Genomic DNA, 19,729 nt, shown 5'->3' on the forward strand with positions numbered 1-19,729 from the left:
CGGACCATGAAAGATCTTCTCGGCCTGATGGGCAAGGCGAAGGAAATGCAGGCCAAGTTCCAGGCCATGCAGGATGAGATTGCCACCGTCGAAGCCCTCGGCCAGGCCGGCGGCGGCCTGGTCAGCGTCACGCTGAGCGGAAAATTCGATATCAAGTCGCTGAAGATCGACCCGTCCTTGTTCAAGGAGGACGACGTCGAAATCCTCGAGGATTTGATTCTTGCCGCGCACAATGACGCCAAGGCCAAGGTCGAGCAGATCATGCAGGAAAAGACCAAGGCGCTGACCGCCGGCCTGCCCATTCCCCCGGGAATGAAACTGCCTTTCTGATGCATGTAGCCCAAAAGCATGCCCACGGGCTCGGCCCTGAGGGTGGGCAGGCAACGATATGCATGAAAGCAGAGACCGGCGCCCATGATCGACGAGCCGTCCGAAAGACTGATCGAGCAGCGTATCCGCAACAGGATCTACGAGATTCTGGAAATCCTCGCCGATTGCGACGCCGGGGTCGATCTCGTCGGCATCAAGGGCTACTTCAACCTGTTCGAGGATTTCGTGCATCGGCCGTCGATCGAGGCCGGCACGTCGGCGCTTTCAAGGGACGAACGCGCGATCGTGCTGGAAATCGCCGAATTCCTGGAGGCGGCCTCCGAAACAAATCCTGATTTCACCAAGACCGAGTTCATCGACAGCGACTGGCCGGGCAAGATCGCGCCGACGGCCAGGGAGGCGCGGGCGCTGTTTCTCAGGCGCGGCCTGTTTTCAGAGAAGATCGAAGAGATCGAGCCCGGCCGGCCGGCAGCAATCGCCGCCGGGCAATAGGCCGTTTTGGAACGCATGGCGCGGTCTTGCCGGGAAAAGCACTGGCGTTTCCCCAAGGGAATTGCGGCAAAACGAAGAGAGAACGGTCATCATCAGTGTGAAACGATGGCTCGATCTATCTGGAAAGCCTCGATCTTGTGTCAATTCGGCAACAGTATGCCGTTAATAACGTTTTGGCCATCATTTTGCCCGAAAGTGTCTCATTCTTGCCGCAGCCTGGGGGCGGGCGTTGAAGTGAGAGGGTTACCTGTTGATCGCGATGCGATGGAAGACGCCGCTGTTGCTCGGCGTCATTACGTCTCCCCTTTTCTTGGCCGCTTGCAGCCAGACAACCTCGCACGGCATGTCCGTCGCCAGCCTGACCGACGCCATCACGCCGAGCTTTCTGAGTTCGCGCGCCTACAGTCACACGCCGAAGGACAGGGAATGCCTGGAACGGGCGATGTTCTTCGAATCCAACCGGTCGAGCCGCGACGGCATGATCGCGGTCGGCACGGTGGTGATGAACCGGCTGCGCTCGGGCAACCATGGCAGCACCATCTGCCAAGTGGTCGGTGAGCCCGGGCAATTCGCGCCGGGCGTCATGACCAGATCGATGAATTCGCGCGCAATGCCCGATGTCGAAGAGGCCGCCGACGCCGTGCTCAAGGGCGAGCGCAAGACCAAGCTCAAGAACACGATGTATTTCCACACCGCCGGCCTGCGCTTCCCCTACAAGAACATGCACTACACCATGGTTGCCGGCGGCAACGCCTTCTACGAGAAGCGCGGCCGCAACTGGCAGCCGCTGCCGGATGAGCCGATGATTGCCTCGGCCGAGCAGCCGGCGGCGTTGCCGGGGGTACCCGCGACACGGGTCGCATCCATCGAGACAGTGCGCCCGGCCAAGGCATCAGTTCGCAACACTCCAGCCCAGCAAGTCTACATGACCGCCGCGGCGGAACCGGCGGCCAAGCCGGAGCCCGTCCGTACCGCCCCCGCGCAGCAGACCTATCTGACCGCGGCCGCGGCGCCGACGGCAAAATCCGCGCGGGTCTCGGCGAAGCCGGTGGAAGTTGCCATGCAGGAGCCGATGGAAGAGCCGGATGCCGCCCGTTTTGGCGGAACCCTGAACAGCGGAACCTCGAACAAACGGGTCATCTCCTCGATCCAGGACGCTCCACAGGAAGCCTCGATGGGATTCCAGTCGACGCCTGAAAACACCGATGCCATCGGCGCGATGATTGTCAGCCAGGGCCGCCCGCTCGAAACAAACTGATTCTCGCATGGCAGCATGGCGAACCGTGCGTCGACGGGGGATGTTTCAAAGCGCTCTGAAAAATCCTAGATCAGAGCGATGTCCAAGCGAATCGCCGGTCCCGAGATCGAACGCCTGATCCAGCTCCTGGCCAAGGTGCCGGGGCTTGGCCCCCGTTCGGCCAGGCGCGCCGCGCTGCACCTGATCAAGAAGAAGGAACAGCTGCTTTCGCCGCTGGCCGCCGCCATGGGCGAGGCCGCCGACAAGGTGCGCATCTGCTCGACCTGCGGCAATGTCGACACCTCGGACCCTTGCATGATCTGCACGGACCCACGCCGCGATGCCGCCACCCTGATCATCGTCGAGGACGTCTCTGATCTCTGGGCGCTGGAGCGGGCGGCGGCGATGAACGTGCGCTACCATGTGCTCGGCGGCACGCTGTCGCCGCTCGACGGCATCGGCCCGGACCAGCTCAACATCCGCTCGCTGATCGATCGCGTCGCCGGCGGCGAAATCAAGGAAATCATCCTCGCCGTCAACGCGACGGTCGAGGGCCAGACCACCGCGCACTACCTCACCGATCAGCTCTCCGGTTTCGAGGTCAAGATAACGCGGCTGGCGCACGGCGTGCCGGTCGGCGGTGAGCTCGACTATCTCGACGAAGGCACGCTGGCCGCGGCACTGCGCTCGCGGACGGCGTTTTGAGGCGTTCCTGGAGATGATTGCCACAGAACGCGACCTTCGCAAATTTAGTCTTGCATTCTTTCTAGCCGCACTCCTCGCCGTCTTCCTCACCATCCCCGCTTCCGCCGCCAAGATCGACGACCAGTTCCGTGCCTGGCTTCAAACCGACCTCTGGCCGGACGCCAAGGCGAAAGGCGTCTCCAAGCAGACTTTCGATGCCGCCTTCAGCGGCGTGAAGCCGAACCTCAAGCTCCCCGACCTTGTCATGCCGGGCGAGAAGCCGAAGACGCCGCAGAAGCAGCATCAGGCCGAGTTCGGATCGCCCGGAGCCTATTTTGCCGAGAAGACGGTTCGTGCGGTGACATCAGGCGGACGCGCCCGCGAAGCCGCCAACGCCCGCACGCTTGCCTCGATCGAGAAGCGCTATGGCGTGCCGGGCGAAATCCTTCTGGCGATCTGGGGCCGCGAAACCGGATTCGGCGCGGCGAAGATGCCCTACGACGCCTTCGAGGTGCTGGGCACCAAGGCGTTCATGTCGACGAAAAAGGATTTCTTCCGCACAGAACTGCTGGCGGCGCTGGAAATCGTCGAGCGTGGGCTGGCGCCGGTCGGCGCGATGAAATCGTCCTGGGCCGGCGCGCTCGGCCAGCCGCAATTCATGCCGACCTCGTTCCTCAAGCATGCCGTCGATTTCGACGGCGACGGCCGCGTCGACATCTGGAATTCGACGCCCGATGTGCTGGCTTCGATCGCCAATTATCTTGTCCACTACGGCTGGGTGAGGGGACGCGGCTGGGGTTTCGAGGTGATCGTGCCCCAGAGCGTCTCCTGTTCGCTGGAGGGTCCGGACCAGGGCAAAAAGATTGCGCAATGGGCCGCCATGGGTATCGAGCGCGTCGGCGGCAAAGCGTTCCCGGCAAGCGAGCTGAAGGCGGAAGGTTTCCTGCTGATGCCGGCCGGGCGCAGCGGTCCGGCCTTCATCGCGACCCCCAATTTCTACGTGCTGAAGGAATACAACATCAGCGACCTCTATGCGCTGTTCATCGGCCATGGCGCCGACCGCATCGCCCATGGCGATCAGAATTTTACCGGTGGCTGGGGTCCGGTCGGCGATCTCCACCGCTCCGATATCGCCGCCCTGCAGCGTGCCTTGGAAGCCAAGGACTACGATGTCGGCAGCGCCGACGGCCTGCCTGGCTTCAAGACCCGCCGCTCGATCGGTAGATGGCAGGAAAAGAATGGCCAGGCCGCCACCTGTTTTCCCGATGCCGGCCTCGTCGCGGCGCTGAAATAGCTCCGAATTTAGCAGATTTTTTCTCGATCGGTGCCTCGATTGGCTGATGTATGCGTCGACACGCCCGCCCGCCATTCTGGTCCAATGAACCGTCGCATAAATGCTCGTTGCCCACCGCTGGGCCGCCGGATATGCTGTTGACCAACTGGACAAAAACCACGACGTTAGTGGGGCAGAGGCTCTCGTCGAGCCTTGAAAGAACACCGCAATCCTGAGCCGGGAACTCAGGTCAACAAACAACAAAACAGGGAACAATCATCATGATGATGGAAAAGCTTGCTCTACGATCCCGCATCCTGCTTGCGGGCGCCGCCATGTCGGCGCTGCTTCTGGCCGGAGCGCCGGCTGGCGCGGTCACCCCCGCCGATACGCTTGTCGAAGGTTTTGCCATCGACGACATCATCTCGATGGATCCGGGCGAGGCGTTCGAGCTGTCGACCGCCGAAGTCACCGGCAACACCTATGACCTTCTTGTCCGCCTCGACCTCAGCGACACTTCCAAGGTCAAGCCCGATCTCGCCGAAAGCTGGACCGTCTCCGACGATGGTCTGACCTATACGTTCAAGCTCAAGCCGGGCCTGAAATTCGCCTCCGGCAACCCGATCACCGCCGCCGATGTCGCCTGGTCGTTCGAGCGCGCCGTCAAGCTGGACAAGAGCCCGGCCTTCATCATCGATCAGTTCGGCATCAGCGGCGACAACGTCACCGAGAAGGCCAAGGCGGTCGACGACACAACCTTCCAGTTCACCGTCGACAAGGCCTATGCGCCAAGTTTCGTGCTGAACTGCCTGTCGGCCACCGTCGCTTCCATCGTCGACGCCAAGCTGGTCAAGGAACATGTCGCGGCGGTGACGCCGAGCGCCGACTACAAATGGGACAACGACTTCGGCAACGCCTGGCTGAAGACGGGCTACGCCGGCTCGGGCGTCTACAAGCTGCGTGAATGGCGTGCCAACGAGGCGGTCGTCATGGAGCGCAACGACAATTATTACGGCGAAAAGGCCAAGCTCGCCCGCGTCATCTACCGCAACATGAAGGAAAGCTCGGCGCAGCGCCTGGCGCTCGAAGCCGGCGACATCGACGTTGCCCGCAACCTCGAGCCGAACGACCTCGACGCCATCGCCAAGAATGCCGACCTCACCACCACCAGCGCGCCGAAAGGCACCGTCTACTACATCAGCCTCAACCAGAAGAACCCGAACCTCGCCAAGCCCGAGGTCCGCCAGGCCTTCAAATACCTGGTCGACTATGATGCCTTGAGCACGACCATCCTCAAAGGCATCGGCGAGATCCACCAGACCTTCCTGCCCAAGGGCGTTCTGGGCGAACTGGACGAGAACCCGTTCAAGCTCGATGTCGCCAAGGCCAAGGAACTGCTGGCCAAGGCCGGCCTGCCCGACGGCTTCAGCGTCACCATGGACGTGCGCACCGGCCAGCCGACCACCGGCATGGCGGAATCCATCCAGCAGACGCTCGGCCAGGCCGGCATCAAGCTGGAGATCATCCCCGGCGACGGCAAGCAGACGCTGACCAAATACCGTGCCCGCAACCACGACATCTATATCGGCCAGTGGGGCCAGGACTATTTCGATCCGAACTCCAATGCCCAGACCTTTGCCTCGAACCCGGACAATTCGGATGCTGGCAAGTCGAAGACGCTGGCATGGCGCAATGCCTGGGACATTCCGGACCTGACCAAGCAGACGGAAGCAGCCCTGCTCGAGAAGGATTCTGGCAAGCGCGCCGACATGTACAAGGATCTCGAAAAGAAGATCCTCGACACCAGCCCCTTCGTCGTCATCCACCAGCAGCTGGAAGTCGCCGGTCTGCGCAAGAACCTCAAGGGCTTCGCGCTTGGTCCGAGCTTCGACACCAACTTCGTCGGGCCGGTCTCCAAGGAATAGCGTTCGCGGACACGCCCGCATGAGCGCGATTGAAAACGAGGGCGGGCGCGGCAGCGCCCGCGCCGTAGCCCTTGCATCTTCGCTTGGCCGATTCCTGGTCATTGCGGTGACGACCTATCTTGGTCTTCTCGCGGTCACCTTCTTCATTGGCCGTGTCATCCCGATCGACCCGGTGCTGGCCGTTCTCGGCGACCGGGCACCCGCCAATGTCGTGGAGCGCACGCGCCGCGAGATGGGCCTCGACCTGCCGTTGATCGAGCAGTTCTACATCTATGTGAAACATGCGCTGGGCGGCGATTTCGGCACCTCGGTTCTGACCACCAACCCTGTCATGACCGATATCCGCCGCGCTCTTCCGGCAACCACGGAACTGGCGACGTTGGGGACACTGATCGGCGCGTTGTTCGGTGTGCCACTCGGGGTGCTGGCCGCGGTCAAACGCGGCAGCTTCGTCGACCAGGTCGTGCGCATCATCGGCCTGATCGGCTATTCCGTACCCATCTTCTGGCTGGGTCTGCTGGCCCTGGTGCTGTTCTACGCCAAACTGCAATGGGTGGCCTTCCCTGCACGGCTCGATGTCGTCTACGAATACACTTTCACGCCGATCACCGGTTTCTACCTGCTCGACTCCGCCATGCAGGGACAGTGGGACGTCTTTTACGACGCCTTCCGTCACATCATCCTGCCGGCCTCGCTGCTCGGCTATTTCTCGCTGGCCTACATCAGTCGCATGACGCGCTCGTTCATGCTCAACGAACTCGCCCAGGAATATGTCGTCGCCGCGCGCGCCAAGGGCCTGTCGGAAACCCGCATCATCTGGGGCCACGCGCTGCGCAATGCCGCCGTGCCGATGGTGACCGTGATCGCGTTGTCCTATGCCGGGCTGCTCGAGGGCTCGGTGCTGACCGAGACCGTCTTCTCCTGGCCGGGCATCGGCCTCTACATCACCAACTCGCTGCAGAACGCCGACATGAATGCCGTTCTCGGCGGTACCATCGTCATCGGCTCGGTGTTCATCGCCATCAATCTTCTGTCCGACCTGCTTTATCGTGTGCTCGACCCGAGGACGAAGACAGGATGAGTAGAGGTATTGCACTTTCGGGCTTGGCTGCGGCTAATCACCCCCACTCCGGCCCTTCGGGCCACCTCTCCCCCTGCCCGGGGGAGAGGAAAACGCGGTCGCAGGCTTGGCGCCTTTCCTCTCCCCCGTCGAACGGGGGAGAGGTGGTCTGCGAAGCAGACCGGAGTGGGGGTCGACAGCTTAAAGAGGCATCGTCATGACCGCCTCCGACGCCCGCACCTTCTCCCGTCGCGAATGGCTGCTCAGCGAGCGGCCGGCATCGCGCTTGCAGGCAAGGCTCGGCCGCGCCTATGTCGCTTGGCGGCGCTTTTCCGCCAACCGGTTGGCCTTTGTCGGCCTGCTGATCATCATCGCCCTGCTGCTCGTCGCCGTCCTTGCCGGTGTGCTTGCGCCGTATTCGCCGACCTTCGGTGACCTGAAGAACGCGCGGCTGCTGGCGCCAAGTGCGCAGCACTGGTTCGGCACCGACGACCTCGGCCGCGACATCTATTCGCGCATCCTCTACGGCTCCCGCTGGACGCTTTATGTCGTCGTCCTGGTCGCCATCATCGCCGCTCCCATCGGTCTCCTGGTCGGCACCGTCGCCGGCTATGCCGGCGGCTGGACCGATGCCATACTGATGCGCATCACCGACATCTTCCTTGCCTTCCCCAAGCTGGTGCTGGCGCTGGCCTTCGTCGCCGCCCTTGGCCCCGGCATCGAGAACGCCGTGCTGGCGATCGCCATCACCTCCTGGCCGCCCTATGCGCGCATCGCCCGCGCCGAGACGCTCACCGTGCGCAACTCGGACTATATCAAGGCCGTGCAATTGATGGGCGCCTCGCCTTTCCGTATCGTGCTTCGCCACATCATGCCATTGTGCATCTCCTCGCTGATCGTCCGCGTGACGCTCGACATGGCGGGCATCATCCTGACGGCCGCGGGCCTCGGCTTCCTCGGCCTTGGCGCGCAGCCGCCGCTGCCGGAATGGGGCACCATGATCGCTTCGGGTCGCCGCTTCATCCTCGACCAATGGTGGGTGGCTGGTGCGCCGGGCTTCGCCATCCTCATCGTCAGCCTCGGCTTCAACCTGCTTGGCGACGGCCTGCGCGACGCACTCGATCCCCGCAGCGGTGACCAATGAGTGGCCCCCCTGATCAGCAGCGATCCAAGAGCACGCTTCTCGACGTCGAGGATCTGCGCGTCACCTTTCCGACCCGCACCGGCATGATCGAGGCGGTGCGCGGCGTTTCCTTTTCGCTTGGCCGCGAACGCCTCGGCATCGTCGGCGAGTCCGGCTCGGGCAAGTCGCAGACAGGCCGCGCCATCATGGGCCTGACACCGCCGCAGGCCCGCATATCGGCCAATAAATTGACTTTCGACGGCATCGACCTGCTCGGCATCTCGCCGCGCCAACGCCGGGCGCTGCGGGGCAACCGCATCGCCATGATCCTGCAGGACCCGAAATATTCGCTCGATCCGGTGATGAGCATCGGCCGCCAGATCGTCGAGACGCTGCGCACCCACGAAAAGGTCGGCAAGGCCGAGGCGCGCGAGCGCGCGCTGGCCATGCTCGAGGCGGTGCAGATCCGCGATCCCAAACGCGTCTTCGACCTGCATCCGCACGAAGTGTCGGGCGGCATGGGCCAGCGCGCCATGATCGCCATGATGCTGATCGCCGGACCGGAAATGATGATCGCCGACGAGCCGACCTCGGCGCTCGACGTCACGGTGCAGCTCGACGTGCTCGGCATCCTCGACAGGCTGGTCGCGGAGCGCGGCATGGGGCTGATCTTCATTTCGCACGATCTGCGCCTGGTCTCGTCCTTCTGCGACCGCGTCATCGTCATGTATGCCGGCAAGGTCGTCGAGCAGCTCAAGGCGTCGGAATTGAGTCAGGCCCAGCATCCCTACACGCGGGGGCTGCTCAACTGCATGCCAAAAATCGGCGCCGACCGTCACCCGCTGCCGGTGCTTGACCGCAAGCCGGAGTGGGCGGCATGACTTCTGCGATTGCCGTCGACAGGCTGGAGGTGATCTTCGACCGCTTCCGCGCGCTGAAGGGCGTCAGCCTCGACGTGCAGCAGGGCGAATCCTTCGGCCTGGTCGGCGAATCCGGCTCGGGCAAATCGACATTGCTGCGGGCCATAGCCGGCCTCGCGCCGGTCGCCTCGGGCAGCATCACAGTCAATGGCAAGGCGCTCGGCGCGCGCCGCGACAAGGCCTTTTACCGCGAAGTGCAGATGGTCTTTCAGGATCCTTACGGCTCGCTGCACCCGCGCCAGACCGTCGACCGCCTGCTGCAGGAGCCGCTCGCCATCCATGGTTTTGCCGATGGCGAAAAGCGGATCGAACGCGCGCTCGACGAGGTCGGCCTCGGCAACGGCTTTCGTTTCCGTTACGCGCACCAGCTTTCCGGCGGTCAGCGCCAGCGCGTGGCGATCGCGCGCGCGCTTATCCTCGAGCCCTCGATCCTGCTGCTCGACGAGCCGACCTCGGCCCTCGACGCCTCGGTGCAGGCGGAAGTCCTCAACCTGCTGGAGGAAGTCCGCCGGCGGCGCAAGCTGACCTTCCTGATGGTCAGCCACGACCTCGCCATCATCACCCATATGTGCGAGCGGCTGATGGTGATGCAGGGCGGCGAGGCGGTGGAGAATCTGGTGGCCAACGATCTCGTCGAGCGCCGTGTGACGAAGGATTATACGCGCAACCTGTTGCGGGCCAGCGACGGGTTTGTGAGAACGGCTCCGAAGCAGATCTGACGATAGTTCTCCGCGTCACGCCAGGGAGCTCGACCTCGGCTTAAGTTTCCGCAACAGCGGCGACGTCTACTTCGCCGCCCTGTTCCCGCTTCGGCTCCTTGATCCTGAACCACGTCACATAAAGCGCCGGCAGGAACAAGAGCGTGATCGCGGTACCCGCGATGATGCCGCCCATCATCGCATAGGCCATCGGCCCCCAGAACACTTCGCGCGCGATCGGGATCAGCGCCAGGCTGGCCGCGGCCGCCGTCAGCGCGATCGGCCGCATGCGGTGCTCCGTTGCCTCGATGACCGCGGCCCAGCGATCCCTGCCCTCGGCGACAAGATCCTCGATCTGCACGATCAGGATGACCGAGTTGCGGATCAGGATGCCGATCAGCGCCAAGACGCCGAGAATGGCGACGAAGCCGAGCGGCGCTCCGCTCGGCACCAGGGCCGCGACCACGCCGATCAGCCCGAGTGGCGCCACCGCCACCACCAGGAACAGGCGCTGGAAGCTCTGCAACTGCACCATCAGGATGGTCGCCATGACGAACAGCATCAGCGGCACCACGGCCGCGATCGGCCCCTGGCTCTTGGCGCTTTCCTCGACGGAGCCGGCGGTCTCGACCGAATAGCCGGCCGGCAGCTTGGCGATAAAGGCGTCGACCGACGGTTTCAACTCGTTGACGACGGTCGCCGGCAGCACGTCGCCGACCAAGCCGGCGCGCACGGTGATGGTCGGGATGCGGTCGCGTCGCCACACGGTGGGCTGCTCCAGATCGTAGCGAAAATTGGCCACCGCGGCGAGTGGGATCGCCTCGCCATTTCCGGTCGGCAACTGGATGTTTTGCAGCGTCTCGATCGAGCCGCGCTCGGCCTCGCGCGAGCGAGCCACGACGTTGATCAGGTACGTCGCGTCACGCACCTGCGTGATCGTCGCGCCGCCCACTGTGCTGTTCAGCGTGCTGGCGATGTCGGACGAGGTGATGCCGAGTTGGCGCGCCTTGTCCTGCAGCACGTCGACCCTCAGCACACGCTGCGGTTCGTTCCAGTCGAAAGTCGGCGCCGCGAGTTTCGGATTGGCCGAGATCACGCCGGCGAATTGCTGCGCCAGTTCTCGCACCGTCTGGATGTCGGGGCCGCCGACGCGGTACTGCACAGGCCGCCCGACCGGCGGTCCGAGTTCAAGCGGCTTGACGAAAGCGTCGGTGCCGACAAACTCCGCGCGCAGCAGCCTCTCCAGCGCCGGCTTCACCCGGTTGCGCGCCTCGATGCTCTTGGTGACGATCACCGTCTGGCCGAAATAGGGATTGGCCGGCTGCACGTCATAGGCCAGCACGAAGCGCACGGCGCCCTGACCGATATAGGACGAAAAATGATCGATGTCGGGATTGCCAACCAGCGCCCGCTGTTCGAAGCGCTCCATCTGGTCGCGCGTCTCGGTAATCGAGGAGTTCTGTGGCAGGTTCCAATCGACGATCAGCTCCGGCCGGTCGGAAGGTGGGAAGAACTGCTGCTGCACCAGGCCGAAGCCGGCGATCGAGGCGGCGAACAGAAGCGCGGTCACGATGATCGTCAGCCAGTGATAGCGCACCGAGCCGACAAGGACGCGCCGGAACAGCGACGTGAAGCGCCCTGGCTGGTCATGATGCTTGGTCTTCATCGTCGCCGGCAGGATGGTCACGCCGAGCAGCGGCGCGAACAGCACCGCCACGATCCATGACACCAGCAGCGACACCGCGATGACGACGAATAAGGTGAAGGTGTATTCGCCGGCAGCACTCGAGTTGAGCCCGATCGGGATGAAGCCCGCGACCGTCACCAGCGTGCCGGTCAGCATCGGGAAGGCGGTCGAGGTGTAGACATAGGTCGCCGCCTTGCGCAGGCTGTCGCCGACCTCCAGCCGCGCCACCATCATTTCGACCGCGATCATCGCGTCGTCGACCAGCAGCCCGAGCGCGATGATCAGAGCGCCGAGCGAAATGCGCTGCAGCGATATCCCCAGATACTCCATGACCGTGAAGGTGATGGCCAGCACCAGCGGGATCGACAGCGCCACCACGAAGCCGGCGCGCATGCCAAGGCTGATGAACGAGACGGCAAGCACGATCGCCACCGCCTCGAACAGCGCACGCGTGAACCCTGAGACCGCCTCCTCGACGATGACGGGCTGGTCGGCTACCAGATGCACGCCGACGCCGACCGGCAGGTCGGCCAGCACCTTGTTCATCTCCTCGTGAAGCGCCTCGCCGAATTTGAGCAGATTGGCGTTGGGCTTCATGCCGATGGCAAGCCCGATCGCGTTCTGGCCGTTGAAGCGGAACAAGGCCGTCGGCGGGTCGGCATAACCGCGCGTGATAGTCGCCACGTCGCTCAGCCGGAAGAACCGATCGTTGACGCGCAGGTTGATCGCGCGCAGGCTCTCCTCGGAGGTGAACTGGCCGCCGACGCGCACGCTGATGCGCTCCGGCCCGGACTGAATGACGCCGGACGGGGTGATCGCATTCTGGGCCTGCAGGCTGGCGACGATTTGCTGCTGGTTGAGGCCAAGCGCCGCTATCTGGCGGGTCGAGAATTCGAGATAGATGGCCTCGTCCTGCGCGCCGACCAGATCGACCTTGCCGGCATTGGGCACGGTCAGGATCTTGGTCCTGACATCCTCCACATAGTCGCGCAACTGGCGTGGCGTCAGCCCGTCTGATGTGAAGGCATAGATGTTGCCGTAGACATCGCCGAAGCGGTCGTTGAAGAACGGTCCCTGCACGCCTTGCGGAAATTGCGCCTTGATGTCGTTGACCATGTTGCGCACCTGAAGCCAGTTCGGCACGACGTCGCGAGCCTTGGTGGTGTCCTTCAGGTTGACGAAGATGACGGTCTGGCCGGCGGTGGTGACGGATCTGGTGAAGTCGAGGCTGTCAAGCTCCTCGAGCTTTTTCTCGATGCGATCGGTCACCTGCTGCACCGTCTCCTTGACCGAGGCACCCGGCCAGTTGGCCTGGATGATCATGGTCTTGATGGTGAAGTTGGGGTCTTCCTCGCGGCCGAGATTAAGATAGGAAAATACGCCGGCCACGACGAAGACCAGCATGAAATACCAGACCAGCGAGCGGTGGTTGAGCGCCCAGTCGGAGAGGTTGAAGCCCTTCATGAGGCCCCTCCCGCGGGGACTTTGACCTTCTGGCCGTCGACGAGGCTGTGAACGCCGGCGGTGACGACGCGCATGCCGGCTTCGAGCCCTTCCGCCACAGTGAAGGTGCCGCCAGCCTTCCGCGCGACCTTGATATCGCGCGCGCTCACGCTCGACGTCTTTGGATCGACGATCCACACTTTTTCAGAACCGTTTTTTTCGAGCAGCGCCGAGATGGGCAGTTCGATCGTTGGTACGACCTTGGTCATCCGCGTCGCGGTTACCGTCGAACCGAGCCTGAAGGCTTGCGGCGGGTCGGTGAGCGTCAGCTTGACGCGCCGGGTGCGGGTCGAGCCTTCGGACTGGGGCGCGATCTCGCGCAGCTTGGCCTCTGTCTGGATTGTCGGCAGCGACTGCAAGATGACCTGGAAGGGCGTGCCGGCCGAGAGATCGCTGGTCAACTGGTCGGGAATATCGACAACCGCTTCACGCGGGTCCGAGCGTGCCACGGTGACGACCGTCTGGCCCGGTGAGACGGTTTGGCCGACCTCCGCGCCGACGGCGGTGACGACGCCGTCGAAATCCGAGAACAGCCTGGCGTAGCCGAGCTGCTCCTGGGACTTGGCCAGCGAAGCCTTGGCCCGCTCGACGCTGGCTTCCGCTGCTTTGCGTGCCTGCTGCGCGGCATCGAAGACGGACTGCGACGTATTGGCCGAGGTGAGCAACTGGCGCTGGCGCTCCTCGCTGGCCGCGGCATTGGCGAACTGCGCCTGCGCATTGGAGAGTTCGGCCCTGGCCGCCTGGACGGCCAGCTCCAGCGCGGTCGGGTCGAGTGCCGCGATCGTCGTGCCCTTGCTGACGATGTCGCCGACCTTGACGTCGCGCGAGACGACGCGACCGAGCAGTCGGAAGGCAAGATCGGCACTGACCTGCGGTTCGACCGAGCCGGCGAAACCGAAGATCTGGGTGGTGCGCGGCTCGACCACGACCGACAGCACCGGCCGGACGATCTCCGGCGGTTTTTCCTCCGATTTCGAACAGGCTGCGAGCGTGCCAAGCGCGGCAAGGCCAAGCAGGAGCCGCTTCATTGCGCCGCTCCCGATATTTCGACTGTCTGGCCGGGGCTGAGCAATTGCCCGCCTGATGTAACGACGCTCTGGCCTTCGTTAAGTCCCTTGGCAATGACGACGGTACCCGAATCGAACGCCAGCACCTCGACCGGCGTCGTCGCGACTGCCTTGGTCGCGGGATCGACGATCCAGACCGCCGGCTTGCCGGCGCTGGATGTCAGGGCCTGCCAGGGCAACAGGATCGCCTTCGCCGGCTTGGCGCCGACCGAGCCGATGACGGCCGCCCCAAGCGGCATGCCGGCGGGCGTCTCGGGAATGGCTACCTTGACCCTTATCGAGCCCGAAGCCGGGTCGACCGCCGGCGAGATCTCGCGCACTTTGCCCGTTGCTCTGACCTGCGGATCGGATAACAGCGTGATCGTCACCGCCGGCGAGGCCGGTGTCCTGGCGACCAGCGTTTCCTGCACGTTGAACACGGCGTCGCGGTCGCCGTCCTCGGCAACGGTGAAGACGGTCTGCGCCGCCTGCACCACCTGGCCGGCTTCGACCTGGCGGGCGGTGATCACGCCGGCGGCACCGGCCTTGAGTTCGGTGAAAGACAGGTTCTGCCGGGCGTTGGCGAGCGCGCTCTGCGCGGCATCGACGCTGCCTTGCGCCACCTTCAGTGCCTGGTCGGCCGCGTCATAATCGCGCCTGGTGGTGAAGCCCTGGGCAAGCAGCGTCTTTTGCCGCTCGAAAGTGGCCGCGGCCTGGGTCAGTTGCGCCTGCGCGGCATCGAGATCGGCCTGCGCCGATCGCAGATCGGATTCCTGCTCCTGCGGATCGATGCGGGCAAGCACTGTCCCCTGATCGACATGCTGGCCGACATCGACAAGCCGCTCGGCGACGCGTCCGCCAACCCGGAACGAAAGATTGTTCAGCGTGCGCGCCGCGATCACCCCGGTCAGCGAGGTTCTCGGCGCATAGTCGGCCATCGCCACCGTTTCGGTGCGTACCATGACCGGCAGCTTCTTTTCCGCCGCCGCCTGCTTTTGGCAACCGGCGAGCAGCGCCAGGGCCGTGCAGGCGAGAATTGAAGCGGCTGGAAAAGACAAAAGGCTAGGAGTTTTGGCGGATGGCGGCGAGACGGACGATGTCACGTTCCTGCTCATGGCTCCCCTCGGCCGCGCGCCGGTCGCTGATCGCGGTCCCTCGCGGATAGTCAGGAGGATAGTCGATCCCGAAAAAAAGGAAACCGGTCTCGTAGACGTATCGCCGGACTGGTTAAGTCAGGCCCAATCGACCCTGCGATGGTGCCGGCTTGAGGAAAACCTGAAATAAGGCCAGAAGGGAACTCAACGGCATCAAACAGAACGGGCGCCGGCCCGGTGAGGGATATGATGAAGAACTCCGCCATTTCCGAACGCAAGAACCAGTCGATCTCGCGCGGCGTCGGCATGACCACGCAAATCTACGCCGACCGGGCCGAGAATTCGGAGATCTGGGATGTCGAGGGCCGCCGCTATATCGACTTCTCCTCGGGCATCGCCGTCGTCAACACCGGCCATCGCCATCCCAGGGTGATCGAGGCGGTCAAGGCGCAACTCGACCGCTTCACCCACACCTGCCACCAGGTCGTGCCTTACGAGAGCTATGTGCGGCTGGCCGAACGGCTGAACGCCATGCTGCCCGGCAAGTTCGAAAAGAAGACGATCTTCGTCACCACCGGCGCCGAGGCGGTGGAGAATGCCATCAAGATCGCTCGCAACGCCACCGGCCGCCAGGCCGTCATCGCCTTCGGCGGCGGCTTCCACGGCCGCACCTTCATGGGCATGGCGCTGACCGGCAAGGTCGTGCCCTACAAGGTTGGCTTCGGCGCCATGCCGGGCGACGTCTACCACGTGCCATTCCCCGTGCAACTGCATGGCGTCTCGGTCGCCGATTCGCTGGCGGCACTCGACAAGTTGTTCAAGGCGGATGTCGATCCGGCCCGCGTCGCCGCGATCATCATCGAGCCGGTTCAGGGCGAGGGCGGCTTCTACGACGCGCCGCGTGAACTCCTGACGGCGCTGCGCAAGCTGTGCGACCAGCACGGCATGCTGCTCATTGCGGACGAAGTGCAGACCGGCTTTGCCCGCACCGGCAGGATGTTCGCCATGGACCATCACGAGGTGGCGGCCGACATCACCACGATGGCCAAGAGCCTGGCCGGCGGCTTCCCGCTTGCGGCGGTCACCGGCCGCGCCGAGATTATGGATGCGCCCAGCCCCGGCGGGCTCGGCGGCACCTATGGCGGCAGCCCGATCGGCGTCGCCGCGGCACACGCCGTCCTGGATGTCATCGAGGACGAAAAGCTCTGCGACCGCGCCAACACGCTGGGTGCGCGGCTGAAGCAGCGTCTGCAGTCGATCCGTGACGACGTGCCCGAGATCGTCGACATCAGGGGTCTGGGCTTCATGAACGCGGTTGAGTTCAACGACGTCAAGAAGGGCCTGCCGTCGGCCGAGATCGCCAACGCGATCCGCCTGAAGGCGCTCGACAAGGGTCTGATCCTGTTGACCTGCGGCGTCTATGGCAACGTCATCCGCTTCCTGGCGCCGATCACCATTCAGGACGAAGTCATGAACGAAGCGCTCGACATTCTGGAAAGCTCGATCCGCGAAGTCTGCGCAGCCTGAACCACGTTACCTCCCCCTCGTGGGGAGGTCGGACCGCAGGTCCGGGTGGGGGGCTTGGCGCCGACCCACCCCGCCGCTGCTTCGCAGCGACCCTCCCACAAGGGGAGGGCGGCTATCCCGCAGCTCTTGCCAGCTCATCCTGCTGAAAGGCAGCCAGAGCCGCCTTCAGCCCTTCGGGACCCGTGGCTACCGTTTGCGGTGTCGGCGAGAAGCCGGCACCGAGCATCTTGCGGCCAAGCATGTGGTCGCCGGGGCGATTGACGGACTCGATGCCGAGCAGCCGGTCTCCCGCGTAGTGGTAGATCGAGAACTTGTTGTCGGGCAGGTCACCGAGCACGACATGGCTGTCGCCGCCTGATGTCAGCCCGACCATCTGCAATTTCATGTCGCCAATGTCGGACCAGAACCATGGCACCGCCGAATAGGCGTCGGCGTGGCCTGATATGGTGCGCGCGGCGAGCCGCGCCTGGTCGGTGGCGTTTTGCACCGATTCCAGCCGCACGTCGCCGCCGGTGAACCAGTGCCGGTACGAGGCGGCGTCGCCGATGGCGAGGATATCCGGTACCGAGCTGCGCATCTGGTGATCGACGCGGATGCCGTTGGCGATGGTGAGGCCGGCTTCCTGCGCCAGTTCGACATTCGGCACGGCACCGATGCCCACCACGACCATGCGCGCCGGCAGCCTTTCGCCTGAGGTGGTGATCGCGGCGGTGACATGGCCGTCTTCGCCTTCGAGCCTTGCAATCGAGGTGCCGGTGAGGATGCGCACGCCTGTCGCTTCCAGCCTTTGCCGGACATGGCTAGCCACCACCGGCGCCACGGCGCGGCCAAGCAGCCGGTCGACCGCCTCGACAACGGTGACGGTGCGGCCCGCCGCCCGAAGCGTCGCGGCAATTTCCAGTCCGATGAAGCCGCCGCCGAGAATAACGACATCTTCGCTGTGCGCGCTCAAGTCCCGGATCAGCCGGGCATCGGCCAGCGAGCGCAGCGACACCACGCCGAACAGCTCCGCGCCGGGTAATGGCAAGGCACGCGGGCGCGATCCGGTCGCCAGGATCAGATGGTCGAAGGCAAGTGCGCCACCGCCGGCAATGTCGAGACTGCCGCGGCCGGTATCGATGCGCTCGATCCGGATGCCCGGCCGGTAGTCGATGGCGCTGCCGGTGTAGAAGGCTTCGCCGCGCAAGGGCTGCGGCTTGGCCGTGGCATCCTTGATGAAGGTCTTCGACAGCGGCGGCTTGTGATAGGGCAGTTCGTTCTCGTCGCCGACCAGAATCACCGGCCCGTCATAACCATCCTCGCGCAGACTGGCGGCTGCCTGCACGCCCGCATGACCCGCACCGACTATGACCACGCCGTTCTTCATCGCATTCCGATCCCAATTCGATCCTAGGACGTCTCGCCAAGCGGCAATTGCCTGGCACCGCCGCAAGAGAATGTCTGCGGGTCGCACTCGGGATGGCGACTGTCAATCGTACAGTTCGGCCGCAAAGCCGGTGCAGCGGACCGCGTAAAGTTGACAGTTGTAGTTTAGAATAATTCTAAACTGTTGTTTCGATTAGGTTTTTCAGTAATTTCCGTTGACTCCATCGAGCGCGAAGTTTTAAGGAAGCTTGCGCATTGGCGCATCCCTTTGATGTCTGGGCCTTGAACCCGTTCGATTGGAGGCATTTTGGTGTCTTTCTTCCCTGAGCCGCGCGGCAGCGCGGCATATCTTGCGGCCAGTGGCATGCACACGGCCTGGTGCCGGTTGCCGCGCGCGCCGTTTGCGGAATTCCCGAGAAACTGGAGAGCGATAATGACGGCACGATATGGCGGCAGGCTTGTGGCGATCGGCGCCACGGCGCTGCTGACGGCGGCGGTGTTCGTGCTGCCTGCAAAGGCGCAAACCGATGCGAAGGCGGTGATCACGACCTATTCCGACATCGCGCTTGCCAAGTACGAGGATTCGCTAACCACGGCGCGGACGCTGGACAAGGCGGTCGACGTGCTGCTGGCCAACCCGTCGGCGGAAACGCTCAATGCCGCCCGCGACGCCTGGAAGGCGGCGCGCGTGCCCTACCAGCAGACCGAGGTCTATCGCTTCGGCAACAAGGTCGTCGACGACTGGGAGGGCGAGGTGAATTCCTGGCCGCTGGACGAAGGCCTGATCGACTATGTCGCCAAGAGCTACGGCACGGAATCGGACGCGAATTCGCTCTACACCGCCAATGTGATCGCCAACAAGGAGATCGAGATCAACGGCAAGAAGATCGACGCCGCGACGCTTTCGCCGGAATTCCTCTCCGGCACCTTGCAGCAAGCCGGCGGTATCGAGGCCAACGTCGCTACCGGCTATCACGCCATCGAGTTCCTGCTCTGGGGCCAGGATCTGCATGGCACCGGTCCAGGCGCCGGCGAGCGTCCCTATACGGATTACGACCTCAAGAACTGCACCGGCGGCAATTGCGACCGCCGCGCACAGTACCTGAAATCGGCAACTGACCTTCTGGTCTCCGACCTGCAGAAGATGGTCAACGACTGGAAGGAAGACGGCGCCGCGCGCAAGAACCTCGTCGATGGCGAGCCGAACACCGCCGTCGCGGTGATCTTCACCGGCATGGGCTCGCTCTCCTACGGCGAACTGGCCGGCGAGCGCATGAAGCTCGGCCTACTGCTCCACGATCCGGAAGAGGAGCATGACTGCTTCTCCGACAATACCTACAATTCTCATCTCTATGATGCCGTCGGTATTCGCGCCGCCTATCACGCCAGCTACACAAGGCTGGATGGTACCGTCGTTTCGGGTCCCTCGGTGCACGACATGGTCAAGGCAGCGGATCCGGCAATCGACAAGGAACTGTCCGACAAGCTCGATGTTTCGGTCGCCAAGATGGAAGCCATCAAGGCACGGGCATTGGCCGGCGAGGCCTACGACCAGCAGATCGCCGAGGGCAATACGGCGGGCAATGCCACCGTGCAGGCGGCAATCGACGCATTGATCGACCAGACCAAGTCGATCGAACGCGCCGTCGGCGCCTTGAAGCTGAACAACATCGCCTTCGAAGGCTCCGACAGTCTCGACGCGCCCGACAAGGTGTTCAAGTAAGCCCCCAGCCAAACGGCGCATCGGAGCGCCGTCAGCCAGAGC

General features: G+C 63.9%; 17 protein-coding genes. 13 read left to right on the forward strand and 4 right to left on the reverse strand.

Features of this window, described 5'->3' with window-relative positions; all coding sequences use genetic code 11:
- Positions 1–6 precede the first annotated feature (6 nt).
- The 10 genes from LB571_RS07865 to LB571_RS07910 all read left to right on the forward strand — a co-directional run bounded on the left by LB571_RS07865 (position 7) and on the right by LB571_RS07910 (position 9,763).
- Complete coding sequence (locus LB571_RS07865; protein ID WP_015314045.1) at positions 7–330, forward strand: YbaB/EbfC family nucleoid-associated protein; 324 nt, start codon at positions 7–9, stop codon at positions 328–330.
- Positions 331–414: 84 nt separating this feature from the next.
- Positions 415–822: a hypothetical protein gene (locus LB571_RS07870; protein ID WP_224593529.1), complete on the forward strand. Its 408-nt coding sequence runs from the start codon at positions 415–417 to the stop codon at positions 820–822.
- A 250-nt stretch (positions 823–1,072) separates the two neighbouring features.
- Positions 1,073–2,080 carry a cell wall hydrolase gene (locus LB571_RS07875; RefSeq protein ID WP_224593531.1) on the forward strand — a complete coding sequence of 336 codons (1,008 nt, stop codon included), beginning with the start codon at positions 1,073–1,075 and terminating at the stop codon, positions 2,078–2,080.
- Between the two features lie 78 nt (positions 2,081–2,158).
- Entirely contained in the window at positions 2,159–2,764 is a 606-nt protein-coding gene (gene recR / locus LB571_RS07880; RefSeq protein ID WP_015314042.1) for a recombination mediator RecR, read from the forward strand.
- A gap of 13 nt (positions 2,765–2,777) precedes the next feature.
- Positions 2,778–4,037: a lytic murein transglycosylase gene (locus LB571_RS07885; protein ID WP_224593533.1), complete on the forward strand. Its 1,260-nt coding sequence runs from the start codon at positions 2,778–2,780 to the stop codon at positions 4,035–4,037.
- 260 nt (positions 4,038–4,297) lie between these two features.
- Positions 4,298–5,941 carry an ABC transporter substrate-binding protein gene (locus tag LB571_RS07890; protein WP_140614797.1) on the forward strand — a complete coding sequence of 548 codons (1,644 nt, stop codon included), beginning with the start codon at positions 4,298–4,300 and terminating at the stop codon, positions 5,939–5,941.
- Between the two features lie 19 nt (positions 5,942–5,960).
- Positions 5,961–7,022, forward strand: a complete 1,062-nt coding sequence (locus LB571_RS07895; RefSeq protein ID WP_140660627.1) for an ABC transporter permease — start codon at positions 5,961–5,963, stop codon at positions 7,020–7,022.
- A 196-nt stretch (positions 7,023–7,218) separates the two neighbouring features.
- A complete protein-coding gene (gene nikC, locus LB571_RS07900; RefSeq protein WP_140660628.1) occupies positions 7,219–8,145 on the forward strand; it encodes a nickel transporter permease in 927 nt (308 codons plus the stop codon).
- Positions 8,142–9,005 (forward strand): ABC transporter ATP-binding protein, encoded by an 864-nt coding sequence (locus LB571_RS07905; RefSeq protein ID WP_140660629.1) that lies wholly within the window; start codon positions 8,142–8,144, stop codon positions 9,003–9,005. The genes nikC and LB571_RS07905 overlap by 4 nt, the downstream gene beginning before the upstream one ends.
- The gene (locus LB571_RS07910) at positions 9,002–9,763 is read left to right on the forward strand and encodes an ABC transporter ATP-binding protein (protein WP_140821410.1); all 762 of its coding nucleotides are present in this window, start codon (positions 9,002–9,004) and stop codon (positions 9,761–9,763) included. The genes LB571_RS07905 and LB571_RS07910 overlap by 4 nt, the downstream gene beginning before the upstream one ends.
- Before the next feature lie 40 nt (positions 9,764–9,803).
- Here LB571_RS07910 and LB571_RS07915 read toward each other — a convergent pair whose 3' ends face one another.
- From LB571_RS07915 to LB571_RS07925, 3 genes are read right to left on the reverse strand one after another with little or no spacing between them, the layout of a single operon-like run.
- Positions 9,804–12,893, reverse strand: a complete 3,090-nt coding sequence (locus tag LB571_RS07915) for an efflux RND transporter permease subunit (protein ID WP_224593535.1) — start codon at positions 12,891–12,893, stop codon at positions 9,804–9,806.
- Positions 12,890–13,960: an efflux RND transporter periplasmic adaptor subunit gene (locus LB571_RS07920; protein WP_140722991.1), complete on the reverse strand. Its 1,071-nt coding sequence runs from the start codon at positions 13,958–13,960 to the stop codon at positions 12,890–12,892. The genes LB571_RS07915 and LB571_RS07920 overlap by 4 nt, the downstream gene beginning before the upstream one ends.
- Complete coding sequence (locus LB571_RS07925) at positions 13,957–15,036, reverse strand: efflux RND transporter periplasmic adaptor subunit (RefSeq protein ID WP_411961408.1); 1,080 nt, start codon at positions 15,034–15,036, stop codon at positions 13,957–13,959. The genes LB571_RS07920 and LB571_RS07925 overlap by 4 nt, the downstream gene beginning before the upstream one ends.
- Between LB571_RS07925 and LB571_RS07930 the strand changes: the two genes are divergently transcribed.
- Together LB571_RS07930 and LB571_RS07935 are read left to right on the forward strand one after the other, a co-directional pair.
- Positions 14,939–15,262, forward strand: a complete 324-nt coding sequence (locus tag LB571_RS07930; protein ID WP_224593542.1) for a hypothetical protein — start codon at positions 14,939–14,941, stop codon at positions 15,260–15,262. The two genes, LB571_RS07925 and LB571_RS07930, sit on opposite strands and share 98 nt — an antisense overlap.
- Before the next feature lie 59 nt (positions 15,263–15,321).
- Positions 15,322–16,599, forward strand: a complete 1,278-nt coding sequence (locus LB571_RS07935; RefSeq protein WP_015314032.1) for a 4-aminobutyrate--2-oxoglutarate transaminase — start codon at positions 15,322–15,324, stop codon at positions 16,597–16,599.
- Between the two features lie 112 nt (positions 16,600–16,711).
- Here LB571_RS07935 and LB571_RS07940 read toward each other — a convergent pair whose 3' ends face one another.
- On the reverse strand, positions 16,712–17,965 hold the full coding sequence (locus LB571_RS07940; protein ID WP_140714058.1) for an NAD(P)/FAD-dependent oxidoreductase: 1,254 nt from the start codon (positions 17,963–17,965) through the stop codon (positions 16,712–16,714).
- Positions 17,966–18,397: 432 nt separating this feature from the next.
- Here LB571_RS07940 and LB571_RS07945 point away from each other — a divergent pair, with 432 nt between their 5' ends.
- Positions 18,398–19,687 (forward strand): imelysin family protein, encoded by a 1,290-nt coding sequence (locus tag LB571_RS07945; RefSeq protein ID WP_224593544.1) that lies wholly within the window; start codon positions 18,398–18,400, stop codon positions 19,685–19,687.
- The last annotated feature ends 42 nt before the right edge of the window (positions 19,688–19,729 follow it).

Origin of the sequence: Mesorhizobium sp. BR1-1-4, from assembly GCF_020165375.1 — a bacterium.
Taxonomy (GTDB): domain Bacteria; phylum Pseudomonadota; class Alphaproteobacteria; order Rhizobiales; family Rhizobiaceae; genus Mesorhizobium; species Mesorhizobium australicum.

Bases quoted from the DNA above. Each gene is read 5' to 3' on its own strand.
- LB571_RS07895 (WP_140660627.1), top strand. From the start codon at position 5,961: ATGAGCGCGATTGAAAACGAGGGCGGGCGCGGCAGCGCCCGCGCCGTA.
- LB571_RS07940 (WP_140714058.1), bottom strand. From the start codon at position 17,965: ATGAAGAACGGCGTGGTCATAGTCGGTGCGGGTCATGCGGGCGTGCAG.
- LB571_RS07915 (WP_224593535.1), bottom strand. From the start codon at position 12,893: ATGAAGGGCTTCAACCTCTCCGACTGGGCGCTCAACCACCGCTCGCTG.
- LB571_RS07870 (WP_224593529.1), top strand. From the start codon at position 415: ATGATCGACGAGCCGTCCGAAAGACTGATCGAGCAGCGTATCCGCAAC.
- LB571_RS07945 (WP_224593544.1), top strand. From the start codon at position 18,398: ATGACGGCACGATATGGCGGCAGGCTTGTGGCGATCGGCGCCACGGCG.
- LB571_RS07885 (WP_224593533.1), top strand. From the start codon at position 2,778: ATGATTGCCACAGAACGCGACCTTCGCAAATTTAGTCTTGCATTCTTT.
- LB571_RS07865 (WP_015314045.1), top strand. From the start codon at position 7: ATGAAAGATCTTCTCGGCCTGATGGGCAAGGCGAAGGAAATGCAGGCC.
- LB571_RS07930 (WP_224593542.1), top strand. From the start codon at position 14,939: ATGACCGGCAGCTTCTTTTCCGCCGCCGCCTGCTTTTGGCAACCGGCG.
- LB571_RS07905 (WP_140660629.1), top strand. From the start codon at position 8,142: ATGAGTGGCCCCCCTGATCAGCAGCGATCCAAGAGCACGCTTCTCGAC.
- LB571_RS07910 (WP_140821410.1), top strand. From the start codon at position 9,002: ATGACTTCTGCGATTGCCGTCGACAGGCTGGAGGTGATCTTCGACCGC.
- LB571_RS07920 (WP_140722991.1), bottom strand. From the start codon at position 13,960: ATGAAGCGGCTCCTGCTTGGCCTTGCCGCGCTTGGCACGCTCGCAGCC.
- LB571_RS07935 (WP_015314032.1), top strand. From the start codon at position 15,322: ATGAAGAACTCCGCCATTTCCGAACGCAAGAACCAGTCGATCTCGCGC.
- LB571_RS07890 (WP_140614797.1), top strand. From the start codon at position 4,298: ATGATGATGGAAAAGCTTGCTCTACGATCCCGCATCCTGCTTGCGGGC.
- nikC (WP_140660628.1), top strand. From the start codon at position 7,219: ATGACCGCCTCCGACGCCCGCACCTTCTCCCGTCGCGAATGGCTGCTC.
- recR (WP_015314042.1), top strand. From the start codon at position 2,159: ATGTCCAAGCGAATCGCCGGTCCCGAGATCGAACGCCTGATCCAGCTC.